The following is a 23,780-nucleotide window of genomic DNA, read 5'->3' on the forward strand; positions in this document are numbered from 1 at the left end:
CATCGTGAAGAGCTTCGACGCGTGCTCCTCCCCGAGGGCCAGCATCATGATCGCCGCCTTCTCCGGACCGGTGAGGGCGCGGTAATCTTCCCTTATCTTGACGGCCATGGAATCTCCTCACCCGTCCGCAAGACGTCGGCATGCGCTGCAAACCGGACTTCCGAGGGCCGTGTCGCTGCCGCGGCATCAATTCTCAGGAAGCCCAAGTTCTTTCTCAGAAAGAAAAGCCGTTGAACGCGTTGCGAGTTTAAAAATTACTACGATCAAATACATACATATGATACGGCTCATCAGTCAATAGCAATGTTCAATACATCTGATAAAGATGCGGATATTTGAAGTTGAATACGATAATTTTTTATTGAAGCGACCGACGGCCGTCGCTTTTTTCTTTGCGATTGACGAGGCGTTCTGCAGGGGACGGCGCGCGAGATGGGGGAATCCGCACGGAACGATCGCGCGTTCCGGCGGGCATCCGCCGGACGGGAATTCCGGCGGCCGAGTGACCGGCCGGCAGCGTCGGGCTTGTGGAGAGCGCCGCAGGAAGGCTTCGTGGCCGCCAGCAGGTCGGAAATCGGTGGTCCGGCGCGGCGCGCCGGCCGCGGATCACCGTCCGCTGCAGATCCTCTCCGCCGCTCGTTTCAGCATTTTGTCGTCGTGAATGGGGGTTGACACCAAGGAGAAAGAGCCCTTTTCGTTACGGATGGCGATCAGCATGAACGCGTCGACATGTCCGTCGACATCCTTCACATCCTCTATGGTCTCGACGAGAGGAAGACGATTGATCTTTTTGACCAGCGTTGAGCCGTTGGGGTTGGGGCGGGAGTGCTGAATTTTTGTGCCCTTGTTCTGGGCGCGCCAGCTTGCCAAGCAGGCCTCGATACCGCCTCTTGACTTGACGAACTGAGTGAACAGTTCGGTGTCGCCGGGCACGCCATTCGCTTCCGCGAAAGCCATTACCCCCGCATACTTGCTGGCGGCCTGGCGGTCGGTGCGAAAAATGATCTTGGTGCACACGAGAAATATCGTGCTTCTTCTGTTCGCCGGCACAGATTTTGATTTCGCGTATGCAATGAATTGCTCTCGCTGATTGCTCAGCTGCTTTGAGAACCGATAGACATTTCCCAGCGCCCGGTAAAGAAGGTCGTCAGATTTAATCTTATGACCCTGCCATTCGCGGAAGTATGCGGCAAGCGCTTCAATCTTGCTATCAAAATACATGGGAAATTCAGGATCGGTTCTGCCAGCGCATTTCTTCATTATGCCCTCTCAGGCGGAAGAGTCGTTGCATGAAGCCTATCATTCTATATTTATAAGTATATAACACTAATGTTGTCGCGTCAAGCGACAACATGCATTTTGCGAATGAGCGATCGATTTTTGAGAGGTTTGCTATTTAGGCCGTGGAATCGTTTGTGTGTTTGGAATATAGATTGTGAATTCAACGCGCATTGTTGCGATACATACTGCAATATGCATTCTGTTGCATCTCAATATTTTGCGGCACACTCCTGCGTTTCAAAATTGTAATTAATTGGCCGTTTATTGCAGGGAGTGAGGTGCCGCCGGTTACCTTCATGAACGATGGTCCGGCGCCGTGCGTGAAGCCGCCGGTGGTGCCGGTGGCGAACACGCGGTTGTGGCGGAACCGGTCGATGTTGGCGGCGACCCGGGCGACGAGGTCGGCCTGGCGTGCGTTGCGGGCGCCCATGCCGCCGGCCTCGCGTGCCACGGGGAACCTCCGCTCTCTGTGCCGTCGACCGCCGCGACACGGCAGCGATCCGCACCATCTATCTGTTGGATCGGCGGCATTGGGAGGAAAGCGGCATGGACGATCAGAACAAGGCACCCGGTGGCGAGGGCCGTCGGCTGCGCAGCCGGCAGTGGTTCGACGACACCCACGATCCCGACATGACCGCGCTCTACCTGGAGCGCTACCTCAACTACGGGCTGACCCGGGGCGAGCTGCAGAGCGGGCGCCCGATCATCGGCATCGCCCAGACCGGCAGCGACCTGGCCCCGTGCAACCGGCACCATCTCGACCTGGCGCAGCGCGTCAAGGACGGCGTCCGCGACGCCGGCGGCATCCCGCTGGAGTTCCCCGTCCACCCGATCCAGGAGACGGGACGGCGGCCGACGGCGGCGCTCGACCGCAACCTGGCCTATCTCGGCCTGGTGGAGACGCTGTACGGCTATCCCCTGGACGGGGTGGTGCTGACCACGGGCTGCGACAAGACCACGCCGGCCTGCCTGATGGCGGCGGCCACCGTCGACATCCCGGCGATCGTGCTGTCGGGCGGACCGATGCTGGACGGCCACCACAAGGGCCGCCTCGTCGGCTCGGGCAAGGCGATCTGGGACGGCCGCCGCCGCCACGCCGCCGGCGAGATCGACTATGCCGAGTTCATGGAGATCGCCGCGGACTCGGCACCGTCGGCCGGCCACTGCAACACCATGGGGACGGCCCTCTCGATGAACAGCCTGGCCGAGGCGCTGGGCATGTCGCTGCCGGGCTGCGCCGCCATCCCCGCGCCCTACCGGGAGCGCGCGCAGATGGCCTTCGCCACCGGCAGGCGCATCGTCGCCATGGTGCACGAGGACCTGCGCCCGTCGGCCGTGCTGACCAAGGAGGCCTTCGAGAACGCCATCGCCGTCGCCTCGGCCATCGGCGCGTCCAGCAACTGCCCGCCGCACCTCATCGCCATCGCCCGCCACATCGGCGTGGAGCTGTCGCTCGACGACTGGCAGCGGGTGGGCGCCGACCTGCCCCTGCTGGTCAACTGCCAGCCCGCCGGGGAGTATCTGGGGGAGGCCTTCCACCGCGCCGGCGGCGTGCCCGCGGTGATGGCGGAACTGCTGGGCGCCGGCAAGCTGCACGGCGGCTGCCGCACGGTGTCCGGCCGCACCGTGGCGGAGACCCTGGAGGGGCGCCCGGAACCCGACCGCCGCGTCGTCCGCCCCTTCGACCGGCCGCTGAAGGAGAAGGCCGGGTTCGTCGTGCTGACCGGCAACCTGTTCGACTCGGCGGTGATGAAGGTGTCGGTCATCTCCGAGGCGTTCCGCACGCGCTATCTGGCCCGGGCCGGCCGCGAGAACGTGGCCGAGCTGCGCGCCGTCGTCTTCGACGGCCCGGAGGACTACCGGGCGCGCATCAACGATCCCGCCCTGAACGTCGACGAGGACTGCATCCTGGTGATCCGCGGCTGCGGCGTCATCGGCTACCCCGGCTCGGGGGAGGTGGTCAACATGCAGCCGCCCGACGCCCTGATCCGCGCCGGCATCGCCGAGCTGCCGACCATGGGCGACGGCCGCCAGAGCGGCACCTCGGCCAGCCCGTCGATCCTCAACGCCTCGCCGGAATCGGCGGTGGGCGGCGGTCTGGCGCTCCTCAGGACCGGCGACGTGGTGCGCCTGGACCTCACCCGCAACCGGGTCGACGTGCTGCTGGAGGATGGGGAGTTGCAACGCCGCCGCGACGCCCTCACTCTGCCGGCCCCCAAGAACGCCACACCCTGGCAGGAGATCTACCGAAGCATGACCGGACAACTGTCCACCGGCGCCTGCCTGGAGCCGGCCACCGCCTACCTGCAGGTGCTGGAGCGGCGCGGGCCGCCCCGGCATTCCCACTGAGAGGGACCGCCATGAAACGCATCGCGTCCATCGGCGAGTGCATGGTGGAAATGCAGGAGACCGAGCCCGGCGGCGGGCTCTACAGCCAGGCGTTCGGCGGCGACACGCTGAACGCCGCCGTCTACCTGCACCGGGCGCTGCCCGAGGGGACCGGGCGGGTCAGCTACGTCACGGCGCTGGGCGACGACCCCTTCAGCGACCGCATGGCCGCCTGGTTCGCCGAGCAGGGGCTGGACACCGGCCTGGTGGCGCGGCTGCCCGGCCGCACCCCCGGCCTCTACGTCATCGTCCTCGACGGGAAGGGGGAGCGCACCTTCCACTACTGGCGCAGCGCCGCCGCCGCCCGGTCCATGCTGGACGGCGACGAGGCGCTGGCCCGGCTGGCGGCGCTCGCGGACTACGACCTCGTCTATCTCTCCGGCATCACCCTGGCGATCCTCGACGCCGCGGCGCGCACGCGGCTGATGGGGCTGCTCGACCGGGTGCGCGCCCGCGGCGGGGCGGTCGCCGTCGACGGCAACTACCGCGCCCGCCTGTGGCCGTCGCCCGGGGAGGCGCAGCGGGCGCTGACCGAGGCCCTGCGGCGGGCGACGATCGCCCTGCCCACCTTCGACGACGAGGCCGCGCTGTTCGGCGACTCCGACGCCGCGGCGACCGCCGCGCGCCTGCACGCGCTGGGGGTTGCGGAGGTGGTGGTCAAGCGCGGGCCCGAGGCGGCGCTGATCTCCGCCGCCGGCGAACGCTCCTGGCTGGCGCCGCTGCCGGTGGCGCGGGTGGTCGACACCACGGCGGCCGGCGATTCCTTCAACGGCGCCTATCTCGCCGGCCGGCTCTCCGGGCTGGACCCGCGGGAGGCGGCGGCGCAGGGGCACGCCACCGCCGGCCGCGTGGTCCAGGTGCGCGGCGCCATCCTGCCGCTCTAGGTCCTGGCGGAAGGACCGACGCCGCCGGTGTCCGCCGCACGACGGCTCGCCGTCCGGCGGGGCTTGGCCGCCGCCTTCCCGGCCGCCGCCTTCCCGGCCGCCGGCCGGGCTCCTCCCTTCCCCGCCGGGGACGGGCGAGGGGTCATGGTTGTCGCGGCCGCCGTGCCGCCGGCGTGCGCGTCGAGGAAGCGGCGGCAGGACTCGAAGTCCTGCGCCGCCTCGTCGGGCAGCGGCACCTGCTTGCGCTCGGCCAGGGTGCGGGCGAAGGCCAGCATCTTCTCGGTCGGGGCGCGCCGGCGCGGCGGTGCGGCGGCGGCCGGCTGGCGCCGCGATCCCTTGCCGACGCCCCGCCGCCGTCCCCTCACCCCGGCGGCCGGGGCGCCGAGGTCGATGGGGGCGCCGCCGCCCTGCAGCGTGCCGATCAGCCGGCCGGCCTCCTCGGCGATGGCGTCGATGACGGCGCGGAAGTCGGCACGGCCGGTCACCACCTCGTCCAGCCGCATCTCCCAGACCGCCGTGGTCCCGGGATCGACCAGCACCGGCGCCGCCGCCCGCAGCGTCTCGTAGAGGGCGAGGCCGGCCGGCGTCGGCACCAGCCACTTGCCGTCGGCGCCCAGCAGGTTCTGCCGCCTCAGCCCCTTGATGACCTCGGCGCGGGTGGCCGGGGTGCCGATGCCCTTGGCCTCCTTCAGGCGGTCGCGCAGCGCCGGGTCCTCGACGAAGCGCCAGGCGTTCTGCATGGCGTCGACCAGGGTGCCCTCGTTGTAGCGGGGCGGCGGCTGGGTGCGCTTGGCCTCCACCTTGGGCTCGGTCAGGGTCGCCGTCTCGCCGTCGCGCAGCGCCGGCAGCTCCTGCTCGTCGTCGGGAGCCGGCGGGCCGTCCTGCTGCTCGGCGGCGGTGTAGACCGCCTTCCAGCCGAGCCGCAGCGGGATGCGGCCGGTCGCCCGGAAGGGCGCCGGCGCGCCGCCCGGCACCGGCACCGCCATGGTCGCGGTGGTCTGGCGGTACTCGTAGTCGGGCATCACCGCCGCGAGGTAGGAGCGGCAGATCAGCGCGAACAGCTTCTTCTCGTCCTCCGACAGGCGGGCCAGCCGCGGCTCCAGGTCGTCCAGCACGTTGACGTTGGGAACGATGGCGTGGTGCGAGACGCCCTCCAGCGCCCGGTCGCAGAAATGGCCGGACTTGCCGCGGCGGATCACCGGCTGGCGGATCTCCAGATGGGCGAAGCCGCGCAGCCGGGTCAGGGCGGCGACGATGGCCGGCGCGTCGGCGACCTGGTTCTCGGCGAGGTAGCGCGCCTCGGCGCGGGGATAGGTGATCAGCTTCTTGCCGTCGCCGTCGTAGAGCTCCTGCGCCACCGACAGGGTGCGCTCGGCGCTCCAGCCCCAGCGCTGGCCGCAGGTCTTCTGCAGCGACGGCAGGTCGAACAGCCTGGGCGGCGCCTGCCGGCGCTCCTCGATGCTCACCGCCAGCGGCCCGGCGTGGCCGTCGGCGGCGGCGGCCACCGCCTCGGCCCGCGCCCGCTCCTTGATGCGGTCCTTGGGCGGCGGCGCGTGGCGCATGCGGAAGGAGCCGGCGGCGACCGTGGCCGTCGCCACCACCTCGAAATAGTCCTCCGGCTTGAAGTCGCGGATCTCCAGCTCGCGCATGCAGACGATGGCGAGCGTCGGCGTCTTGACCCGGCCGATGCCGATCACCCCGCGGGTGCCCGGCGCCAGCAAGGTCTTGGTGGCGGTGCGCGTGAGGGTCAGGTTGAAGATCTGGTCGGCCTGCTGGCGCGCCACCGCCGCTTCGTAGAGGGAGCGCATCGCCTCGTTCGGCTTCAGGCGGGCGAAGGAGTCGCGGATGGTCTTGGGATCCTGGGCGGTGAACAGGGCCCGCCGCACCCGGCCGCGATAGCCGAGATGCTCCAGGATCTCCTGGCCGATGAGCTGCCCCTCGCGGTCGCAGTCGGTGGCGAGGATGACCTCCTCGCAGCCCTTCAGCGCCGCGGCGATGGCCTTCAGCTTGGCCGGCTTGTTGCCGTGGCCGTCGGGCCGGGTGGGAAAGAGGCCGTCCGGCTTCAGCAGCACCGGCGCCCAGCGCTTCCAGGCGGGGTCCACCTCCTCCGGCTCGGCGAGGCGCAGCAGATGGCCCTCGGCCGGCAGGATGGCGCCGTGGCGGCTGCCCAGCGCGGCGCGCAGGTCCTTGGCCTGGCTGCTCTTCTCCGTGATGATCAGGGTTGCCATGTGAAGCCCGCGGCGTCGTCCGACCGTTCGCCCCACCTTAGGACGGCAGCGTGAACGGAGCAAGAACGTTTGACGCGGGCGGTCCGAGTGGGTTACAGCGGCCCCCCGTTGCCCCGCACCCAGCCGCCCCATCGACGGGGCAGGGCCCTGCATGCCGTCCTTGTTCCATCGCACACCGTCCCTGCCGTTCGAGGAGCCGGAGCCGTCGGCGGCGCCGGCCGTGACCTTTGCGCAGGACGACCTGGCCCGCGTCTTCGAGCCGCGGACCGTCCAGCGCGGCCGCACCCTCATCCTCGCCGGCGCGGTGCGACTCGGCGATGCGCCGGGGCGGATCGTCGCGACGGTGGAAGACCTCGGGCGCGCGCTCGCCGTCACCGTCACGCCGACGGCGCGGGGGCGGCGTGTCGGCTTCGAGCGGCACTGCGCCTGCGGGCGGTCGTCCTGCGCCCACATGGCGGCGGCGCTGCTCCTGGCCCTCGACACCCGGCCGGAGTGGCGGCAGGCCTCGCTGCTCGACCTGATGGGCGCGCCGCCGGCCGGGGCGAAGCCGGAACCCGGACGGCGGGACAAGCCGCTGCCGGCGCCGGTCTCGCCGCCGGAGGCCGGACCGTCACCGGCGCCGACCCCGGAACCGAAGCCGGAACCGAAGCCGGCGCCGGTCTGGCGTGCGCGGTGGACCGTCGAGGCCGGGCGCGACGACGTGGCGATGTTCGTCTCCGCCGGCCTGTACGCCGAGGGCGACGAGGACGCGCCGCCGCTGCCGGCGGCGCCGCGCGAGGTGATCGCCCGCGCCGGGCGGGATGCGGCGGGCGACGCCGACCGCGCTGTGGCGCGGCTGCTGGGCGGCGGCGGGGTGGTGCGGACCCCGGTCGCCAAGGGCCGCGGCGAGGCGATCGACCGCATCCTGCGCCGCCTGCTGGAGACCGGCCGCCTGCGCTGGCGCACCGGCGTTCCCCTCGTCGAGGGGCCGGTGCGCACCCTGCGCGCCTTCCGCGACGCCGGCTCGCGCAAGCTGCGCGCCACCGGCCTGCCCGAAGGCGGCGCGCTGATCCGCGGCTTCGCCACCTGGTGCGTCGATCCCAAGGCCGGTCAGCTCTGCCCGGTCGAGCTCCAGGTGGTGGAGACGCCCAGGACCAGGACGGCGGAGCCGCCCGGCAAGAGGGTGGCTGAGCCGCCCGGCAAGAAGACGGCGAGCCCGGCCGCCCGGGCGAGGCCGGCTCCGGCGCCCCGGCGTGCCGACCCGCCGCCGCCCCCGCGCCCGTCGGCGAACGAGCCGACCATCGTCGAACGGGCGCCCGCGGTGGCGGTGCGGCTGGGCCGGGTGGTGGCGCCGACCGACGGGCTGGTCGACGCCCTGCGCCTCACCTTCGACTACGGCGAGCCCGGCGCCCCGGCCCCGGTGGAGGCCGACGACCAGCGCCAGTTCGCCCGCGTCGAGAGCGGCGGCGAGGTGCTGTTCGTCCGCCGCGACGCCGCCGTCGAGCGGGCGGCGCTCGACCGGCTGGCGGCGCTCGGCTTCACCCAGGGGCGGATCGACCCGCCGCGCGGCGCGCTGAACGCCCGCGGCACCCGCGTCCACTGGATGACCGGGCGCGACGCGGCGGAGCGCTGGCGCGACTTCGTCGCCGTCCACGTCCCGGCGCTGCGCGCCGAGGGGTGGAGCGTCGAGGCGGACGAAGGCTTCGGCGCCCGCGTCGTCGACGCCGGCGACGCCGTGGCCGTGGCGGTGCGCGACGCCGGCGACGGCTGGTTCGACCTCGACGTCGGCGTCGAGATCGACGGGGAGCGGCGGCCGCTGCTGCCGATCCTGGCGCTGCTGGTGGACCGCGGCGGCATGGATGCCGCCCGCGTCGTCGACGGGCGCGCCCACATCGTGCTGGACGACGGCACCGTGCTGGCCCTGCCGGCCGACCGGGTGCAGCGGCTCCTCAGCGTCCTGGAGGCGATGCTGGCCGCCGGCACCCGCGCCGACGGAGCCCTGCGCATGCCGCTGGCGGAAGCCGACGCGCTGGTCGACATCGACGACCTGATCGCCCGCCGCCCCGACGAATCGCCGCGGATCGACGCCTATCTCCGCCGCATCCAGGACGCCGGGGCGCTGCCGGCGGTCGAGGTGCCCGCCTCCTTCCGCGCCACCCTGCGCGACTACCAGCGCGACGGCCTGGCCTGGCTGCAGAGCCTGCGCGCCGGCGGCGTCGCCGGCATCCTCGCCGACGACATGGGCCTGGGCAAGACGGCCCAGACCCTGGCCCACGTCGCCCTGGAGCACGCGGAGGGGCGGCTGACCGACCCTTGCCTGATCGTCGTCCCCACCAGCCTCGTGCCCAACTGGGTCGACGAGGCGCGCCGCTTCACGCCGCACCTGCGGGTGCTGGTCCTGCACGGGCTGGACCGCCACGGGCGGCGCCACGAGATCGACCGCGCCCACATCGTCGTCACCACCTACGGCGTGGTCGCCCGCGACACCGAGGTGATGCAGGGGCGCACCTGGCACCTCGTCGTGCTCGACGAGGCGCAGGCGATCAAGAACCCGGACTCCAAGGCGACGCGGGCGGTGTGCACCTTGCGCGCCCGCCACCGGCTGTGCCTGTCGGGCACGCCGGTGGAGAACAACCTGGGCGAGCTGTGGAGCCAGTTCGCCTTCCTGATGCCGGGCCTGCTGGGCGACCGCAAGGGCTTCCAGAAGCGCTTCCGCACCCCCATCGAGAAGCGCGGCGACGCCACCCGCGCCAAGCTGCTGCTGCGCCGCATCCGCCCCTTCCTGCTGCGCCGGACCAAGGCGGAGGTGGCGAAGGAGCTGCCGCCCAAGACCGAGATCGTGCTGCGCATCGATCTCGACCGCGCCCAGCGCGACCTCTACGAGACGATCCGCCTGTCGGTGCACGAGAAGGTGCGCGCCGCCATCGCCGCCAGCGGCCTGTCGCGCAGCGCCATCACGGTGATCGACGCCCTCCTGAAGCTGCGCCAGGTGTGCTGCGACCCGCGTCTGGTGAAGATTCCCGCGGCCCGCAGCGTCCACGAGAGCGCCAAGCTGGAGAGCCTGACCGCCATGCTGGCGGAGATGGTGCCGGAGGGGCGGCGCATCCTGGTGTTCTCCCAGTTCACCGCCATGCTCGACCTGATCAAGGCGGAGCTGGACAAGGCGCGCGTCGCCTACGTGGAGCTGACCGGCCAGACGGCGGACCGCGCCACGCCGGTGGCGCGCTTCCAGGCCGGCGAGGTGCCGGTGTTCCTGATCAGCCTGAAGGCCGGCGGGCGCGGCCTGAACCTGACCGCCGCCGACACGGTGATCCACTACGATCCCTGGTGGAACCCGGCCGCCGAGGACCAGGCCACCGACCGTGCCTACCGCATCGGCCAGGACAAGCCGGTCTTCGTCTACAAGCTGATCGCCGCCGGCACGGTGGAGGAGCGCATCCTCGAGCTGCAGCGGCGCAAGGGCAACCTGTCCGCCGCCATGGTGGAGGGCGCCGGCCTGGCCGGCGCGCTGGCCGGCGACGACATCGACTTCCTGTTCAAGGCGGACGAAGGCGAGGAATAGGACGCCGTCCGGGGAAGGGGCGCTGGAACGCGGCGGGCGTGCGGCGCCCGGCATGGCCGCAACGGCGCGCGGCGCGCGCCTGTTGGCCCTGGCGACGGTCATGAACGGGAAGGAGAGCGCGATGGCACAGCGTCCGGAAGCGTCCGGCCGGGACCCCGCGTCGGACCACCGCCCCGAGGCGACGGGCGGCGGCGGTCCCTACACCGATGTCGACAGCACCGGCCGGCTCGGCCGCACCAGCATCATCCTGGGGGCGGTCCTGCTGGTCGGGCTGCTGGTGCTGCTGCTCGCGGTGTGAGGCGGCGGGCGGCCCGTCACATCTTCGGCGCTTCGCCGCCGCCGTCGTTCCTGTTGCCGCCGCTCTGCAGGCTGAAGATCACCTGGCCCAGGAGCTGCTCCAGGCCGGGGGTGCTCTGGGTGTACTGGATGCGGCCGCCGGCGGCGATCTTCTCCTCCTCGCCTCCGGGCTCCAGCGACAGGAACTTGCCGCCCAGCAGGCTCTCGCTGGCGACGATGGCGGCGGTGTCGGCCGGCAGCTGGATGTCCGGGTCGACCGACAGGTGCACCACCGCCTGGTAGCTGGCGGGGTCGAGGGTCAGACCGGTCACCGTGCCGACCTTGACGCCGCTGATGCGCACGTCGGCGCCGTTCTGCAGGCCGGTGATGCTGGAGAAGTTGGCGGTCAGCGGGTAGCCGTCGACGCGGCGCAGGTCGGCGCTCGTGTAGGCGAAGACGAGGAAGAAGGCGGCGACGACCAGCACGACGCCGCCCAGCACGGTTTCGATCACGTTCCGGCGCATGGGAGTTTCCTGCCGCGGCCCCGGCACGGGAGCCGGGGATGTTGGCTCGTACGGACCCGGCCTCAGGCCGGGGTCCAGGGCTCGTAGTCGCCGGTGGCGCGCATGCGTTCGCCGCCTTCCAGCACGTGGCCGGGCGGACGGTAGGCGTGCAGCGAACCCGACGGGTTCGGCTCGTGCTCCTGCTGCCACGGCTTGTGGTAGGGGCTGTTCTTCTCGGCCAGCGGCTCCTTCACCGTGTGGTGGAGCCAGGCGTGCCACTCCGGCGGCACCTTGGAGGCTTCCGGCTCGCCGGCGTAGATGACCCAGCGCCGCTCCCGCCGCGACCCGTTGGCCTTCTTGTCGCGGTAGTACTTGTTGCCGAAGCGGTCGGTGCCGACCAGCGCTCCCCGGCGCCACGTTACGAAGTTGATGTGGATGTTGGCCATCCGGGAAATGAGGGAGATCTTTTCGCTCATCGTCGGCCGTACTCGGGGTTCCGGCCCGCGAGGGGCCCCAGGAAATGCGGGCGCACTATGACACCCGGGGTCGGCCCCGTCCACTGTCTCGGCACCGGCCCCGGCGGATCGCCGCCGCTCAGGCGAAACGCCGTTCGGTCAGCAGCAGGCGCACGGCGAAGCCGAGGAAGAGGACGCCGCACAGGCCGTCGAGGACGACCTGCATGCGCCGGCTGGTCAGCACGGCGCGCGCCGCGCCGGCGCTCGCCGCGGCGATGGCCAGCAGGAAGAGGCAGCCGCCGGCGCCGAGGATCAGCCCGAGCAGGAAGGTCTGCAGCGCCACCGCTCCCCGTTCCGGTGCCACGAACTGCGGCACGAAGGCGAGATAGAACAGGATCACCTTGGGATTCAGCAGGTTCGTCAGCAGGGCGGTGGCGAAGACCGCGCGCATCGAGGCGGGCGCCGCCGCCGGCACGGCCGTGTGTCCCCCCCGCCGCGCCGCCACGGCGGCCCACAGGGCGCGGCCGCCGATCCACGCGAGATAGGCGGCGCCGGCGTAGCGCAGCACGTCGAAGAGGAGCGGCGACGCGGCGATCAGCGCCGACACGCCGACGGCGGCGAGCAGCGCCTGGATCAGGTTGCCGGCGGTGATGCCGGCGGTCGCCACGAAGCCGGCCCGCCGTCCGTCGCTCAGGCTGCGCGACAGCACGAGCAGCGAATCCGGCCCCGGCGCCACGATCAGCAGCAGGGCGGCGACGAGGTACAGTTGCAGCAGGTGGGGATCGAGCGGCATGGCGTCCTGGCGTGCGGTCGCGGAACGGAGGGACGGCGAAGCCTAGCGTTCCGGCGGCCCGTTGTCCCATGCGATGCGCGCAGGGGTGCCGCCGTCAGTCCGGCCAGCGCCGGTGCAGCCACAGCCACTGCTCCGGGCGCTCGCGGATCCAGGCTTCCAGCTGCGCGTTCAGCCGCACCATCACCTCGCGGACGTCGGCGGACCGGTCGCCGGTGGCGGGCACGTCCAGGGTCGGCAGCACGGTGACGCGGAACCGTGCGCCGCCCAGCCGCTCGGTGCGCACGGGGTGGAGCGGGATGCCGAAGCGCAGGGCGAGCTGGGCCGCCGCGGGGGCGGTCATGGCGTCGCGGCCGAAGAACGGGACGGCGATGCCGTCGTTCATCTTCTGGTCGATCAGCAGGCCGGCGTGGCCGCCCTTGGCCAGCAGGCGGACCAGCGCCCGCGCCCCCTCCGCGCCCTTGGGCAGGAGGGTCGCGGCGGCGGCCCCGCGCAGCCGCACCAGCAGCCGGTCCACCATGGGATTGTTGGGCGCCCGGTAGACCACCGCCAGCGCGAGCCCGCGCTCGCGCGCCGCCATCGGCAGGACCTCCCAGTTGGCGAGGTGGCCGGACACCATCAGGCCGGCGCGGCCGTCGTCGCGCAGGGCGTCGACGTGCTCCGCGCCCCGCACCTCGGTCCGGCCCCCGGGGCCGGTGGTGACGATCGTGTCGAGGTGCGGGTACTCCGCCATGGTGCGGCCGAGGTTGTCCCACATGCCGCGGATGATCCGCGCGACCTCGGCGGGCGTCTTCTCGGGGAAGGCGCGGACGAGATTGCGGCGGGCGCGCCGGGTGCCCGGCAGCCACGGCCCGACCGTGCGGCCGATCCAGCCGCCCAGCGCCGAGGCGGCGTCGACCGGCAGGGCCCGGAACAGGGCGCAGAAGCCGAGGGCCAGCGCCGCCTCCAGGGGGTGGAACAGGGTGCGGGTCAGCCAGCGCGCGACCGGGCTGCGGGGGCGGGCCATCAGGCGGCTCCCATCGGCGCCACCCGGTCGAGCAGCGCCGCCAGCGCCGCGGCGTCCTGCCACACCGCCCGCACCGGGACCACGCGGATCATGGCGCGCGCCTCCTCGGGCAGGCGGGCGGCGTCCTTGGCGGTGGTGACCGGCACCGCGCCGCGGGCGGCGGCGCGGTCGATCAGCCGCATCACCTCGTCCGGCGCGTAGGGGTGATGGTCGGGGAAGGCGACGGCGTCGACGACGACGGCGCCGATCTCGCGCAGGGTGGCGACGAACTTCTCCGGCCGGCCGATGCCGGCGAAGGCGAGCACCCGCCGGCCGGCAAGGCCGGCCGCCGAGGCGGCCGGCTGCAGGCGGACGTGCAGGACGGGCAGGGGAGCGGCCAGGGCGGCGACGCCGGCGCGGTCCTCCCCGGTCACCACCACGGCGTCGGCGCGGGCGAGGCCCCGCGCCACCGGCTCGCGCAAGGGACCGGCGGGGATCAGGCGGCCGTTGCCGAAGCCGACGGCGCCGTCGACCACCACCAGCGCCAGGTCCTTGTGCAGGTGCGGATTCTGGAAGCCGTCGTCCATGACGACGGCGCCGGCGCCGGCGGCCGCGGCCGCGGCCGCCCCGGCGACGCGGTCGCGCGACACCCAGGTCGGCGCGTGGGCGGCGAGCAGCAGCGCCTCGTCGCCCACCGCCGCGGCGTCGTGGCGGGCGAGGTCGACGGCCAGCGGCCCGCGTTCCCGGCCGCCGTGGCCGCGCGTCAGGGCGTGGGCGACGATGCCGCGGTCGGCCAGCGCGGCGAGCAGCGCGATGGCGACCGGCGTCTTGCCGGCGCCGCCGGCGACCAGGTTGCCGACGCACAGCACCGGCACGGCGGCCCGCTGCGGGGCGACACGGCCCTGGCGCAGCCGGCCGGCGAGACCGTAGAGGGCGCCCGCCGGGGTGAGCAGGCCGGCCAGGGCGCCGGCCGGCCGGTACCAGAAGGCGGGCGTCCTCATGGCGTGACGGTCCGGCCGTGCAGGGGCGCCAGCAGCGGCGCCAGCACCGCCATGGCGCGGTCGACGATGCGGGCGTTCTCGGCGGTCACCCGCGTCGCGCCGTCGACCACCGCGGCGCGGGCCGCCGCGTCGGCGAGCAGGCGGCCGACTGCGTCGCCCAGCGCCGCGGCGTCGGCCAGCGCCAGGGCGCCGCCGGCGGCCTCCAGCCGGTCGGTGATCTCGGCGAAGTTCCACATGTGCGGGCCGTAGAGCACGGCGCAGCCGAGCTGCGCCGGCTCCACCGGGTTCTGGCCGCCGTGCGGGACGAAGGAGCCGCCCATGCACACCACCGGCGCCACCCGGTAGAGCACGCCGAGTTCGCCGAGCGTGTCGGCGACGTAGACGGCGTCGGCCGGGCCGGGCAGGGCGCCGGCGGCGCGGCGCGCCACGTCGAGGCCGCGGGCGGCCAGGGCCTCGGCGACGGCCGGGCCGCGGTGCGGGTGGCGGGGCGCCACCACGGTCAGCAGGCCGGGCAGGCGATCGGCCCAGGCGGCGTGGACGCCGGCGGCGATCTCCTCCTCGCCGGCGTGGGTGCTGGCCATCAGCCAGACCGGCCGCCCGGCGACCGCCGCGGCCAGCGCCGCCAGCGCCGCCGGGTCGGCGGGCGGCGGGGCGGCGGAGAACTTCAGGTTGCCGACGCAGGACACCGCCGGCGCGCCGAGCGCCCGCAGCCGTTCGGCGTCGGTCTCGGTCTGCGCCAGGGCGATGCGGAAGGTGGAGAGGAGGTCGGTGGAGACGCGCGGCAGCCACCGCCAGCGGGCGTACGACCGCGCCGACAGGCGGGCGTTGACGAGGGCGGCGGGGATGGCCCGGCGGCGGATGCCGTGCAGCAGGTTGGGCCAGATCTCGGACTCGATCCACAGGGCGAGGTCGGGGCGCCAATGGTCGAGGAAGCGGTCGACCGCGGCCGGCAGGTCGACCGGCACGTACTGGTGGAAGGCCCGCGGCGGCAGGCGCCGGGCCATCAGGTCGGCGGAGGAGACGGTTCCCGTCGTCATCAGCACGTGGGCGCCGGGACAGTCGGCGAGCAGCCGCTCCACCAGGACGAGGACCGAATTGGCCTCGCCGACGCTGGCCGCGTGCACCCACACCAGCGGACCGTCCGGGCGCGGGTGGGCCGGATGCCCCAGCCGCTCGCCCTGGCGGGCCGGGTCCTCCTTGCCGGCGTCGCGGCGGCGGTCGAGGTACAGGCGGACCGCCGGCCCGGCGATGGTCGTCAGGCCGCGGTACAGGAGGTGGAGCATGTGGATCGGAAGCTTCTGGTCACGCGCGCCGCCAGTCTCCCCCGCGGCGGCCGGACCTTAGCACGCCGAGGGGCGGGAATCGAAGCGCCGGGATGCCTAGGGGAGATGTTCATGAAAAACGCGAAGAATGGAAGTATGAAAGGCAATATGCGCGCAGGCGACGTGCAGGAAGGGGGTGTGCGGTGGCACCGGACGACAGAACGGAGAGTGTTGCAACCGAAATTGTGGACGCATCGGTCCAAGTGCATCGTGCGCTTGGCCCTGGGCTCCTGGAATCGGCGTACGAGGAATGCCTCGCCGCCGAGCTGTGGGCGCGTGGACTGGCGTGCGAACGGCAGAAGACCGTCCCGCTGCGCTACCGGGACCGCTTCATCGAGGCCGGTTTTCGCCTCGATCTTCTGGTCGAAAATTCGGTTATCGTCGAGCTGAAGGCTGTCGAGCTGCTTCTGCAGCTCCACGAGGTTCAACTATACACGTATCTCAAATTGACGGGGCTGCGGCTTGGTCTCCTGATAAATTTCAACGTGCCGCTGGTAAAGCAGGGAATACGCAGAGTAATCTGTGCGAGACACAGACCTTGAATTCTTGCATACTTCGCGTTCTCGATCCGCACCTATGTGAACGGTCGCAGGTTTGCGAGGAATTGTTCGGCGGACTTGCGCCAGGAGAAGCCGAGGGCGTATTCGCGGCAGCGGTCGCGGGGGACCGTCAGGGCGCTTTCGATGGCGTGCTTCAGGTCGGCGTTCAGACAGCCCACCGGCGTGCCGTTGATGACGTCGAGCGGCCCCGGCACGGGGTAGGCGGCCACCGGCACGCCGGACGCCAGCGCCTCCAGCAGGACCAGCCCGAAGGTGTCGGTGCGCGAGGGGAAGACGAAGACGTCGGCGGCGGCGTAATGACGCGCCAGCTCCTCGCCGTGCTTGGCGCCGCACCACACGACGCCGGGATATCTCGCCTCCAGCTCGGCCCGCGCCGGGCCGTCGCCGACCACCACCTTGGTGCCCGGCAGACCCGGGATCTTCAGGAACTCCTCCAGGTTCTTCTCGACCGCCACCCGGCCGACATACATCAGGAGCGGCCGCGGCAGAGCGGCGAGCAGCGCCGGAACGTCGTGGTCGCGGGGCTGGAACAGCTCGGTGTCGACGCCGCGGGTCCAGCGGCGGATGTTGGTGAAGCCGCGCGCCTTCAGGTCCTGCTCGATCGACGGCGTGGCGACCATCACCGCCGCCGCCGGCTTGTGGAAGCGGCGCACCACGGCGTAGCTGACGGCCAGCGGGATCGGCACGCGGTCGCGCACGTATTCGGGGAAACGGGTGTGGTAGGCGGTGGTGAAGGGGATGGCCCGCTTCAGGCAGTAGCGCCGGGCGGCGTGGCCCAGCGGCCCCTCGGTGGCGACGTGGATGCAGTCGGGGCGGATGGCGTCGATCATCGCCGGCAGGCGACGGCCGGCACCGAGCGCCAGGCGGATCTCCGGATAGGTCGGCATCGGAATGGTGCGGAAGCGGTCGGGGCCGATCACCTCGACCACGTGTCCCATCCGCTCCAGCTCGGCGCGCACGGTGGCGATGGTGCGCACGACGCCGTTGACCTGCGGGTGCCAGGCGTCGGTGACGATCAGGATGTTCACGCGGCCGCCTTGACCGTGTCCCGGCGACGCAAGACTTCCGCCCAGTTGATGATTTCCAGCTCGCCGGTGTCGTGCTCGACCAAAGCGGTGCAGGATTCGACCCAATCGCCGTCGTTGCAATAGAGTACGCCTTCCATGTCCCGCATCTCTGCGTTGTGAATGTGGCCGCAGATGATGCCGTCAACCTCGCGCCGCCGCGCCTCCTCGGCCAAAGCCTCTTCGTATTTGCCGATGTACTCCACCGCGCTCTTGGCCTTGTGCTTGAGATAGGCGGATACGGACCAGTAGGTAAAGCCCAATTTGCGGCGGGCCCAATTGAAGGCGGTGTTGACGTTGAGCAGGATCACGTAGGCGTGGTCGCCGATCAGGGCGAGCCACTTGGCGTACTTCACCACGGCGTCGAACTGGTCGCCGTGGATGACGAGGTAGCGCCGCCCGTCGGCGCCGACGTGGACCGCCTCCTCCATCACCTGGACGCCGCCGAACTGCAGCCCGACGTACTCGCGGGCCGCCTCGTCGTGGTTGCCGGGGATGTAGACGACCTGGGCGCCCTTGCGGGCGCGACGCAGGATCTTCTGGACGACGTCGTTGTGGGCCTGCGGCCAGTACCAGCTCTTGCGCAGCCGCCAGCCGTCGACGATGTCGCCGACCAGGTACAGGTAGTCCGACTCGTTGTGCTTGAGGAAGTCGAGCAGCAAATCGGCCTTGCAGCCCCGGGTCCCCAAATGGACATCGGAGATCCAGATGCTCCGGTAGCGCTTCACGCCAAAGGGTCCGTCCATATCCGCACTCCGTCCCTGGTGCGACAAGGGATTGTCAGATGAAGGTCGCTATACATCTAAATGTGCCCCTTGACAATCCTTCTCAGAAGGACGAACTAACCACGCCATCATTTTGCGCAAGGCGCATATATTCGTCACGATGCTTTCTTTTTATTGTAATAGTTTCGTAACATTGGCGAACGCAGCCGTGGAAGGAACGACCGTTGAAGGCTCTCTCTGCTGAACTCGTGCAGCGGCCGACCGCCTTGCCGCGCCGCCGCGTCCTGGTGATCCACAATCCGGTGGCCGGGGCCCGGCGCACGCGGCGGCTGCGCGCCGCGGTGGAGGCGCTGGCGCAGCGCTACGGGGCGGCGGTGACCGTCCACGCCACCACCGGCCGGGGCGACGCCGAATCGCTGACCCGCAGCCTCGCCCCGGGGTCGTGGGACGCCGTGGCGGTGGCCGGCGGCGACGGGACGATCAACGAGGCGATCAACGGGCTGGCGGCGCGCGGGCCCGAGGCCGCGGCGATCCCGCTCGGCGTGGTGCCGCTCGGCACCGCCAACGTGCTGGCCCACGAACTCGCCCTGCCGCTGGACCCCGCGGCGGCGGCCGGCGTGCTGGCCATGGGGACCGAGCGGCCGATCCATCTCGGCGTCGCCAACGGCCGCTGCTTCGCCATGATGGCCGGCGCCGGCCTCGACGCCCAGGTGGTCGAGCGGGTGGATTCCGGCGTCAAGCGGCTGATCGGCAAGGGGGCCTACGTGCTGGAGACGCTCAGCCAACTGGCGGCCGACCGGGAGCGCCGCTACCGCGTCACCGTGGACGGAACGGTGCACGAGGTGGCGTCGGTGATCGTCGCCAACGGCCACTTCTACGGCGGCACCTTCGTCTGCGCCCCCGACGCCTGCCTGACCGACCCGCGCCTGCACGTCTGCCTGTTCCCCGGCCTGGGGCGCTGGAACGCCATCCGCTACGTCTGGGGCGTCACCGCGGGACGGCTGAAGCACTTCCGCGACTTCGTCGTGGTTCCCGCCGAACGGGTCGTCATCGAGGGGCCGGCCGGCGACGCGGTGCAGGGCGACGGCGACGTCATCGCCCGCCTGCCGGCGGAGATCGCCGTCTCACCCTGGACCCTGCCGGTGCTGGTGGCGTAGGCCGGGCGCCACCCGGCCTGCGCACCGTCGCGGCGGGACCCGTGCTATGCCCGCTTCTTCCTTTTCGGGCGCGCCTGCAGGTACGGCGCGAGGTAGTGGCCGGTGTAGCTGCGCTCGACCCGCGCCACGTCCTCCGGCGTGCCCTCGGCGACGATCTCGCCGCCGCCGGTGCCGCCCTCCGGGCCGAGGTCGAGGATCCAGTCGGCGGTCTTGATGACCTCCAGATTGTGCTCGATCACCAGCACCGTGTTGCCCTGGTCGACCAGGGCGTGGAGGACCTCCAGCAGCTTCTCCACGTCGGCGAAGTGCAGGCCGGTCGTCGGCTCGTCGAGGATGTAGAGGGTGCGGCCGGTGGCCCGCCGGCTCAGCTCCTTCGACAGCTTGACCCGCTGCGCCTCGCCGCCCGACAGGGTGGTGGCGGGCTGGCCGACGTGGATGTAGCCGAGACCGACCCGTTCCAGCGTCTCCAGCTTGTCGCGGATGGCGGGCACCGCCTTGAAGAAGTCCTTGCCCTCCTCGACGGTCATGTCGAGGACGTCGGCGATGCTCTTGTCGCGGTAGAGGATCTCCAGGGTCTCGCGGTTGTAGCGCTTGCCGTGGCAGACGTCGCAGGTGACGTAGACGTCGGGCAGGAAGTGCATCTCGATCTTGATGACGCCGTCGCCCTGGCACGCCTCGCAGCGCCCGCCCTTGACGTTGAAGGAGAAGCGGCCGGGGCCGTAGCCGCGGGCCTTGGCCTCGGGCAGGCCGGCGAACCAGTCGCGGATCGGCGTGAAGGCGCCGGTGTAGGTGGCGGGGTTGGAGCGCGGCGTGCGGCCGATCGGCGACTGGTCGATGTCGATGACCTTGTCCAGGTGCTCCAGGCCGTGCAGCGCGTCGTGCTCGGCCGGGTGTTCGCGCGCGCCCATCAGCGAGCGCGCCACCGCCTTATAGAGCGTCTCCACCACCAGCGTCGACTTGCCGCCGCCGGACACGCCGGTGACGCAGGTGAAGGTGCCCAGCGGCACCCGTGCCGTGACGTTCCGCAGGTTGTTGGCGCGTGCGCCCGCCACCTCCAGGAACTGGCCCTTGTGGCCGGGGCGGCGGGTCGCCGGCACGGGGATGCCGCGGCTGCCGTTGAGATACTGGGCGGTCAGGCTGGCGGGGTTCTGCTGCACCTCGGCCGGCGTGCCCTGGGCGACCACCGTGCCGCCGTGGGCGCCCGCCCCCGGCCCCATGTCGACGAGGTAGTCGGCGGAGCGGATGGCGTCCTCGTCGTGCTCCACCACCAGCACCGTGTTGCCGAGGTCGCGCAGCCGCCGCAGGGTCGCCAGCAGGCGGTCGTTGTCGCGCTGGTGCAGGCCGATGGACGGCTCGTCCAGCACGTAGAGCACGCCGGTGAGGCCGGAGCCGATCTGCGAGGCCAGCCGGATGCGCTGGCTCTCGCCGCCCGACAGCGAGCCGGAGCCGCGCGCCAGGGTCAGGTAGTCGAGCCCGACCGCGTTGAGGAAGCCCAGGCGCTCGTTGATCTCCTTGAGGATGCGGTGGGCGATCTCGCGGTCCTTGGGGCGCAGGTGCTCGTTGAGGGTGGAGAACCAGCGGCCGGCCTCGGCGATCGACATCTCGGCGGCGGCCGAGATGTGGAGGTCGCGGATCCGGACCGCCAGGGCCTCCGGCTTCAGGCGCGCCCCCTTGCAGGTCTCGCAGGGCTGCGAGGACTGGTACTTGCTCAGCTCGTCGCGCACCCAGGAGCTGTCGGTCTCGCGGTAGCGGCGCTCCAGGTTGTTGACGATGCCCTCGAACGCCTTGTGGGTCTGGTAGTGGCGCAGGCCGTCGTCGTAGGTCATGGTGACCGGCGCGCCGCCGCTGCCGAACAGGATGGCGCCGCGCACCTCCTCGGGCAGGTCGGCCCACGGGGTGTCCATCGACACGCCGAAGTGCCGGCACAGGCTCTCCAGCGTCTGGTCGTAGTACTTGGACGAGGAGTTGGCCCACGGCGCGACGGCGCCCTTGGCCAGCGACCGCCGCTCGTCCGGCACCACCAGCAGCGGGTCGAAGTAGATCTTGGAGCCCAGCCCGTCGCACGCCGGGCAGGCGCCGAACGGGTTGTTGAAGGAGAACAGCCGCGGCTCGATCTCCGGGATGGTGAAGCCGGAGACGGGGCAGGCGAACTTCTGGGAGAACACCGTCTGCTCGCCCGAATCGGCGTTCTCCACGAAGACGATGCCGTCGGCCAGCGCGAGCGCCGTCTCCAGCGAATCGGCGAGGCGGTTGCCCAGCCCCTCGCGCACCACCAGGCGGTCGACCACCACCTCGATGTCGTGCTTGAGCTTCTTGTTGAGGGCCGGCACCTCGTCGATCTCGTGCATGGTGCCGTCGACCCGCACGCGCTGGAATCCGCGCTTGCGCAGGTCCTGGATCTCCTTGCGGTACTCGCCCTTGCGGCCGCGCACGAAGGGGGCGAGCAGCAGCAGGCGGGTGCCTTCCGGCATCTCCATCACCCGGTCGACCATCTGGCTGACGGTCTGGCTCTCGATCGGCAGGCCGGTGGCCGGGGAGTAGGGGATGCCGACCCGCGCCCACAGGAGGCGCATGTAGTCGTAGATCTCCGTCACCGTGCCGACGGTGGAGCGCGGGTTCTTCGACGTCGTCTTCTGCTCGATGGAGATCGCCGGCGACAGGCCCTCGATGGACTCGACGTCCGGCTTCTGCATCAGTTCGAGGAACTGGCGGGCGTAGGCCGACAGGCTCTCGACGTAGCGGCGCTGCCCCTCGGCGTAGATGGTGTCGAAGGCGAGCGACGACTTGCCCGAGCCGCTGAGCCCCGTGATGACGATCAGCTGGTCGCGGGGCAGGTCGACGTCGACGTTCTTGAGGTTGTGTTCCCGCGCGCCGCGGACGCTGATGTGCTTGTTCATGAGGCGTTCTTAGCCGAAAGTGGTGGCGAAGGGAAGGCCCGAGGTGCCCGGCGTGGGCCGGCACAGATATGGACGGGGTGGGCGCGGATTGCCACCGGCGCGGGGTTGCCCTGCAGCGGGTGCAGGATTCCGTTTCCGTGGCCGGCCGGGATCTGCTATATTTGTTCCCGAAGTGTTCTTTCTGGGCGGGACGGGCGGGTGTGCCCGGGCCGGTGGGAGTGACGCTTCGGCGGCGGTTGACCCCGCGGCCCGGCCCGTGCTTCGTTGCCCCGCTCGGGAACGGGCGCCGGGCCGGCCCGGCGGGATCGTGGAAGCCGGCCCCTGCGGACTGGACCCCTCGGCATCCGGCCGCCCCGCCGCCGGGCGGCCGAACGGGCCGGAGCGATGCCGGGACACTCGCGACAGGAGAGCATTGGACATGAACGTGTGGACCTTTACCGGGCGGCTCGGCGCGGACGCGGAGCTGCGCACCACCCAGAGCGGCGAGAAGGTGCTGGGCTTCCGCGTCGCCAACGACGTCGGGTTCGGCGAGCGCCGGACCACCCAGTGGGTCGACTGCTCGATCTGGGGCCGCCGCGCCGAGGCGCTGGCGCAGCACCTGACCAAGGGCAAGGCCGTGGTGGTGTCGGGCGAGGTGACTCTGCGCGAATTCGAGAAGCGCGACGGCACCCGCGGCGCCGGCCTGTCGGTGCGCGTCGCCGAGATCGACTTCACCGGCGGCGGCCGCGACGAGGGCGGCCAGGGCGGTGGCGGCGGCTACGAGCCGCAGGGCGGCGGCGGCGGTGGCTACGGCGGCCGCGGCGGCTACGGCGGTGGCGGCGGGCAGGGCGGCGGCCAGGGCGGCGGCGGACGGCCGCCGGCGCACAACGACCTGGACGACGAGATCCCGTTCTGAGTCCTGCCGGGTGCCGTCCCGCCGCCTGCCGGTGGGCCGCCGCCGGGACGGCGCGCCCGGCGTTGCACGGATGCGGGGCCGCGCGACCGTGACGGAGGGGGCCGCACCGCCCCCTCCCGATCGGCACCGAGGCGGCGTCGGCGGGCCGGGACTGACGGGGGCGGCGCTCCCGTCATCGCCGCCCGGCGCGCCGTGGGGCCTTGAGCGGGCGCGCCTCCAGGCCGCCGCAGCGTGAACCCTGCGCCGTGCGTGCGACGGCTCCGCCCCCGGGCTCCCGAATCCCGACGGGGGCTCAGCCGAACGGCGAGGTGGTGTTCTTTATGGGCAGGACACCGCCGACGACACCGTCCAGTTCGGTTTCGGACAGACTGGCCGGCTCCCCGGAACCGGACGCCCGGAGGTCCTCCGTCGACACGTCGTAGCCCAGCCCCTGGAGAAGGGCTGCGGCGGCCGCCGGCGAGTCCGACAGGGCCTCGGCGACGCGCGCCTGCAAACCGGCGTCGGCGTCCAGGTCCGTCTTCAGGCGCCGCATGTCCCGAACGCTCATCACCATTCCTCCCGATCCGGCTTCGGCCATCGACGGTCGCGGTGGCCCCGCTCCCATCATAGCCGATGCCGGCGGGGGTGCGACAACCGTGAGTTACCGGTGCGCGCCCGGCGCTTCCCGTCGGAACGGGCGACGGCGGGCACGGCGCCTGATGAGAAGCGATCCTGCATGCATCAAAACATCGGAGTCGCCCTGTTCTGATATTATTGGTTGTGGTTTGTCAAAATGAACCGAGCAACGACAAAGCGAATGTGATGCATTCTTGTGTGGCGCCGCGTGTC

General features: G+C 71.7%; 20 protein-coding genes and 1 pseudogene. 7 read left to right on the plus strand and 14 right to left on the minus strand.

Annotated elements, in window-relative coordinates; genetic code table 11:
- The 3 genes and pseudogenes from ACSBPG_RS29145 to ACSBPG_RS29155 form a co-directional block, all read right to left on the minus strand.
- Nucleotides 1-108 (minus strand): annotated as a pseudogene (locus ACSBPG_RS29145) (flagellar motor switch protein FliG); the annotation flags it as partial.
- A gap of 498 nt (nt 109-606) precedes the next feature.
- Nucleotides 607-1,260: a hypothetical protein gene (locus ACSBPG_RS29150; protein ID WP_435540761.1), complete on the minus strand. Its 654-nt coding sequence runs from the start codon at nt 1,258-1,260 to the stop codon at nt 607-609.
- A gap of 181 nt (nt 1,261-1,441) precedes the next feature.
- On the minus strand, nt 1,442-1,732 hold the full coding sequence (locus ACSBPG_RS29155; protein WP_435540762.1) for a hypothetical protein: 291 nt from the start codon (nt 1,730-1,732) through the stop codon (nt 1,442-1,444).
- A gap of 95 nt (nt 1,733-1,827) precedes the next feature.
- Here ACSBPG_RS29155 and ACSBPG_RS29160 point away from each other — a divergent pair, with 95 nt between their 5' ends.
- Entirely contained in the window at nt 1,828-3,630 is a 1,803-nt protein-coding gene (locus ACSBPG_RS29160) for an IlvD/Edd family dehydratase (protein WP_435540763.1), read from the plus strand.
- An 11-nt stretch (nt 3,631-3,641) separates the two neighbouring features.
- Complete coding sequence (locus ACSBPG_RS29165; protein ID WP_435540764.1) at nt 3,642-4,553, plus strand: sugar kinase; 912 nt, start codon at nt 3,642-3,644, stop codon at nt 4,551-4,553.
- Here the strand turns inward: ACSBPG_RS29165 and ACSBPG_RS29170 are convergent.
- A complete protein-coding gene (locus ACSBPG_RS29170) occupies nt 4,550-6,781 on the minus strand; it encodes a DNA topoisomerase (protein WP_435540765.1) in 2,232 nt (743 codons plus the stop codon). The two genes, ACSBPG_RS29165 and ACSBPG_RS29170, sit on opposite strands and share 4 nt — an antisense overlap.
- 151 nt (nt 6,782-6,932) lie before the next feature.
- On the opposite strand from ACSBPG_RS29170, the gene ACSBPG_RS29175 reads away from it, so the two are divergent.
- Nucleotides 6,933-10,322, plus strand: a complete 3,390-nt coding sequence (locus ACSBPG_RS29175; protein WP_435540766.1) for an SNF2-related protein — start codon at nt 6,933-6,935, stop codon at nt 10,320-10,322.
- Nucleotides 10,323-10,443: 121 nt separating this feature from the next.
- Nucleotides 10,444-10,620 (plus strand): hypothetical protein, encoded by a 177-nt coding sequence (locus ACSBPG_RS29180; RefSeq protein ID WP_435540767.1) that lies wholly within the window; start codon nt 10,444-10,446, stop codon nt 10,618-10,620.
- Between the two features lie 16 nt (nt 10,621-10,636).
- On the opposite strand, the gene mlaD is transcribed toward ACSBPG_RS29180, so the two are convergent.
- The 6 genes from mlaD to ACSBPG_RS29210 all read right to left on the minus strand — a co-directional run bounded on the left by mlaD (nt 10,637) and on the right by ACSBPG_RS29210 (nt 15,615).
- Nucleotides 10,637-11,122 carry an outer membrane lipid asymmetry maintenance protein MlaD gene (gene mlaD / locus ACSBPG_RS29185; RefSeq protein ID WP_435540768.1) on the minus strand — a complete coding sequence of 162 codons (486 nt, stop codon included), beginning with the start codon at nt 11,120-11,122 and terminating at the stop codon, nt 10,637-10,639.
- 62 nt (nt 11,123-11,184) lie between these two features.
- Complete coding sequence (locus ACSBPG_RS29190; protein WP_435540769.1) at nt 11,185-11,577, minus strand: NADH:ubiquinone oxidoreductase subunit NDUFA12; 393 nt, start codon at nt 11,575-11,577, stop codon at nt 11,185-11,187.
- Nucleotides 11,578-11,695: 118 nt separating this feature from the next.
- A complete protein-coding gene (locus tag ACSBPG_RS29195) occupies nt 11,696-12,349 on the minus strand; it encodes a LysE family transporter (protein ID WP_435540770.1) in 654 nt (217 codons plus the stop codon).
- 94 nt (nt 12,350-12,443) lie between these two features.
- Entirely contained in the window at nt 12,444-13,352 is a 909-nt protein-coding gene (locus ACSBPG_RS29200; RefSeq protein ID WP_435540771.1) for a lipid A biosynthesis lauroyl acyltransferase, read from the minus strand.
- Entirely contained in the window at nt 13,352-14,332 is a 981-nt protein-coding gene (lpxK, locus tag ACSBPG_RS29205; RefSeq protein WP_435540772.1) for a tetraacyldisaccharide 4'-kinase, read from the minus strand. The genes ACSBPG_RS29200 and lpxK overlap by 1 nt, the downstream gene beginning before the upstream one ends.
- Nucleotides 14,329-15,615: a 3-deoxy-D-manno-octulosonic acid transferase gene (locus ACSBPG_RS29210; protein ID WP_435540773.1), complete on the minus strand. Its 1,287-nt coding sequence runs from the start codon at nt 15,613-15,615 to the stop codon at nt 14,329-14,331. Before ACSBPG_RS29210 ends, lpxK begins: the two co-directional genes overlap by 4 nt.
- Nucleotides 15,616-15,797: 182 nt before the next feature.
- Here ACSBPG_RS29210 and ACSBPG_RS29215 point away from each other — a divergent pair, with 182 nt between their 5' ends.
- The gene (locus ACSBPG_RS29215; protein ID WP_435540774.1) at nt 15,798-16,196 is read left to right on the plus strand and encodes a GxxExxY protein; all 399 of its coding nucleotides are present in this window, start codon (nt 15,798-15,800) and stop codon (nt 16,194-16,196) included.
- Nucleotides 16,197-16,228: 32 nt separating this feature from the next.
- Here ACSBPG_RS29215 and ACSBPG_RS29220 read toward each other — a convergent pair whose 3' ends face one another.
- Nucleotides 16,229-17,242 carry a glycosyltransferase family 4 protein gene (locus ACSBPG_RS29220; RefSeq protein WP_435540775.1) on the minus strand — a complete coding sequence of 338 codons (1,014 nt, stop codon included), beginning with the start codon at nt 17,240-17,242 and terminating at the stop codon, nt 16,229-16,231.
- Nucleotides 17,239-18,024, minus strand: a complete 786-nt coding sequence (locus ACSBPG_RS29225) for a UDP-2,3-diacylglucosamine diphosphatase (RefSeq protein WP_435540776.1) — start codon at nt 18,022-18,024, stop codon at nt 17,239-17,241. Before ACSBPG_RS29225 ends, ACSBPG_RS29220 begins: the two co-directional genes overlap by 4 nt.
- A gap of 203 nt (nt 18,025-18,227) precedes the next feature.
- Here ACSBPG_RS29225 and ACSBPG_RS29230 point away from each other — a divergent pair, with 203 nt between their 5' ends.
- Nucleotides 18,228-19,160 (plus strand): diacylglycerol/lipid kinase family protein, encoded by a 933-nt coding sequence (locus ACSBPG_RS29230; RefSeq protein ID WP_435540777.1) that lies wholly within the window; start codon nt 18,228-18,230, stop codon nt 19,158-19,160.
- Nucleotides 19,161-19,204: 44 nt separating this feature from the next.
- Here the strand turns inward: ACSBPG_RS29230 and uvrA are convergent, their stop codons facing one another.
- Nucleotides 19,205-22,057, minus strand: a complete 2,853-nt coding sequence (uvrA, locus tag ACSBPG_RS29235) for an excinuclease ABC subunit UvrA (RefSeq protein WP_435540778.1) — start codon at nt 22,055-22,057, stop codon at nt 19,205-19,207.
- 418 nt (nt 22,058-22,475) lie between these two features.
- Between uvrA and ACSBPG_RS29240 the strand changes: the two genes are divergently transcribed.
- Entirely contained in the window at nt 22,476-22,952 is a 477-nt protein-coding gene (locus tag ACSBPG_RS29240; protein ID WP_435540779.1) for a single-stranded DNA-binding protein, read from the plus strand.
- A gap of 292 nt (nt 22,953-23,244) precedes the next feature.
- On the opposite strand, the gene ACSBPG_RS29245 is transcribed toward ACSBPG_RS29240, so the two are convergent.
- The gene (locus ACSBPG_RS29245; protein WP_435540780.1) at nt 23,245-23,499 is read right to left on the minus strand and encodes a Nif11 family protein; all 255 of its coding nucleotides are present in this window, start codon (nt 23,497-23,499) and stop codon (nt 23,245-23,247) included.
- Nucleotides 23,500-23,780: the final 281 nt, after the last annotated feature.

Source organism: Azospirillum sp. ST 5-10 (assembly GCF_051225715.1).
GTDB lineage: Bacteria > Pseudomonadota > Alphaproteobacteria > Azospirillales > Azospirillaceae > Azospirillum.

Excerpts from the sequence above, each read along its gene's own strand:
- ACSBPG_RS29160 (WP_435540763.1), top strand. The coding sequence starts at position 1,828 with ATGGACGATCAGAACAAGGCACCCGGTGGCGAGGGCCGTCGGCTGCGC.
- ACSBPG_RS29245 (WP_435540780.1), bottom strand. The coding sequence starts at position 23,499 with ATGAGCGTTCGGGACATGCGGCGCCTGAAGACGGACCTGGACGCCGAC.
- ACSBPG_RS29225 (WP_435540776.1), bottom strand. The coding sequence starts at position 18,024 with ATGGACGGACCCTTTGGCGTGAAGCGCTACCGGAGCATCTGGATCTCC.
- ACSBPG_RS29240 (WP_435540779.1), top strand. The coding sequence starts at position 22,476 with ATGAACGTGTGGACCTTTACCGGGCGGCTCGGCGCGGACGCGGAGCTG.
- mlaD (WP_435540768.1), bottom strand. The coding sequence starts at position 11,122 with ATGCGCCGGAACGTGATCGAAACCGTGCTGGGCGGCGTCGTGCTGGTC.
- ACSBPG_RS29150 (WP_435540761.1), bottom strand. The coding sequence starts at position 1,260 with ATGAAGAAATGCGCTGGCAGAACCGATCCTGAATTTCCCATGTATTTT.
- ACSBPG_RS29175 (WP_435540766.1), top strand. The coding sequence starts at position 6,933 with ATGCCGTCCTTGTTCCATCGCACACCGTCCCTGCCGTTCGAGGAGCCG.
- ACSBPG_RS29170 (WP_435540765.1), bottom strand. The coding sequence starts at position 6,781 with ATGGCAACCCTGATCATCACGGAGAAGAGCAGCCAGGCCAAGGACCTG.
- ACSBPG_RS29195 (WP_435540770.1), bottom strand. The coding sequence starts at position 12,349 with ATGCCGCTCGATCCCCACCTGCTGCAACTGTACCTCGTCGCCGCCCTG.
- ACSBPG_RS29190 (WP_435540769.1), bottom strand. The coding sequence starts at position 11,577 with ATGAGCGAAAAGATCTCCCTCATTTCCCGGATGGCCAACATCCACATC.
- lpxK (WP_435540772.1), bottom strand. The coding sequence starts at position 14,332 with ATGAGGACGCCCGCCTTCTGGTACCGGCCGGCCGGCGCCCTGGCCGGC.
- ACSBPG_RS29165 (WP_435540764.1), top strand. The coding sequence starts at position 3,642 with ATGAAACGCATCGCGTCCATCGGCGAGTGCATGGTGGAAATGCAGGAG.
- uvrA (WP_435540778.1), bottom strand. The coding sequence starts at position 22,057 with ATGAACAAGCACATCAGCGTCCGCGGCGCGCGGGAACACAACCTCAAG.
- ACSBPG_RS29200 (WP_435540771.1), bottom strand. The coding sequence starts at position 13,352 with ATGGCCCGCCCCCGCAGCCCGGTCGCGCGCTGGCTGACCCGCACCCTG.
- ACSBPG_RS29210 (WP_435540773.1), bottom strand. The coding sequence starts at position 15,615 with ATGCTCCACCTCCTGTACCGCGGCCTGACGACCATCGCCGGGCCGGCG.
- ACSBPG_RS29180 (WP_435540767.1), top strand. The coding sequence starts at position 10,444 with ATGGCACAGCGTCCGGAAGCGTCCGGCCGGGACCCCGCGTCGGACCAC.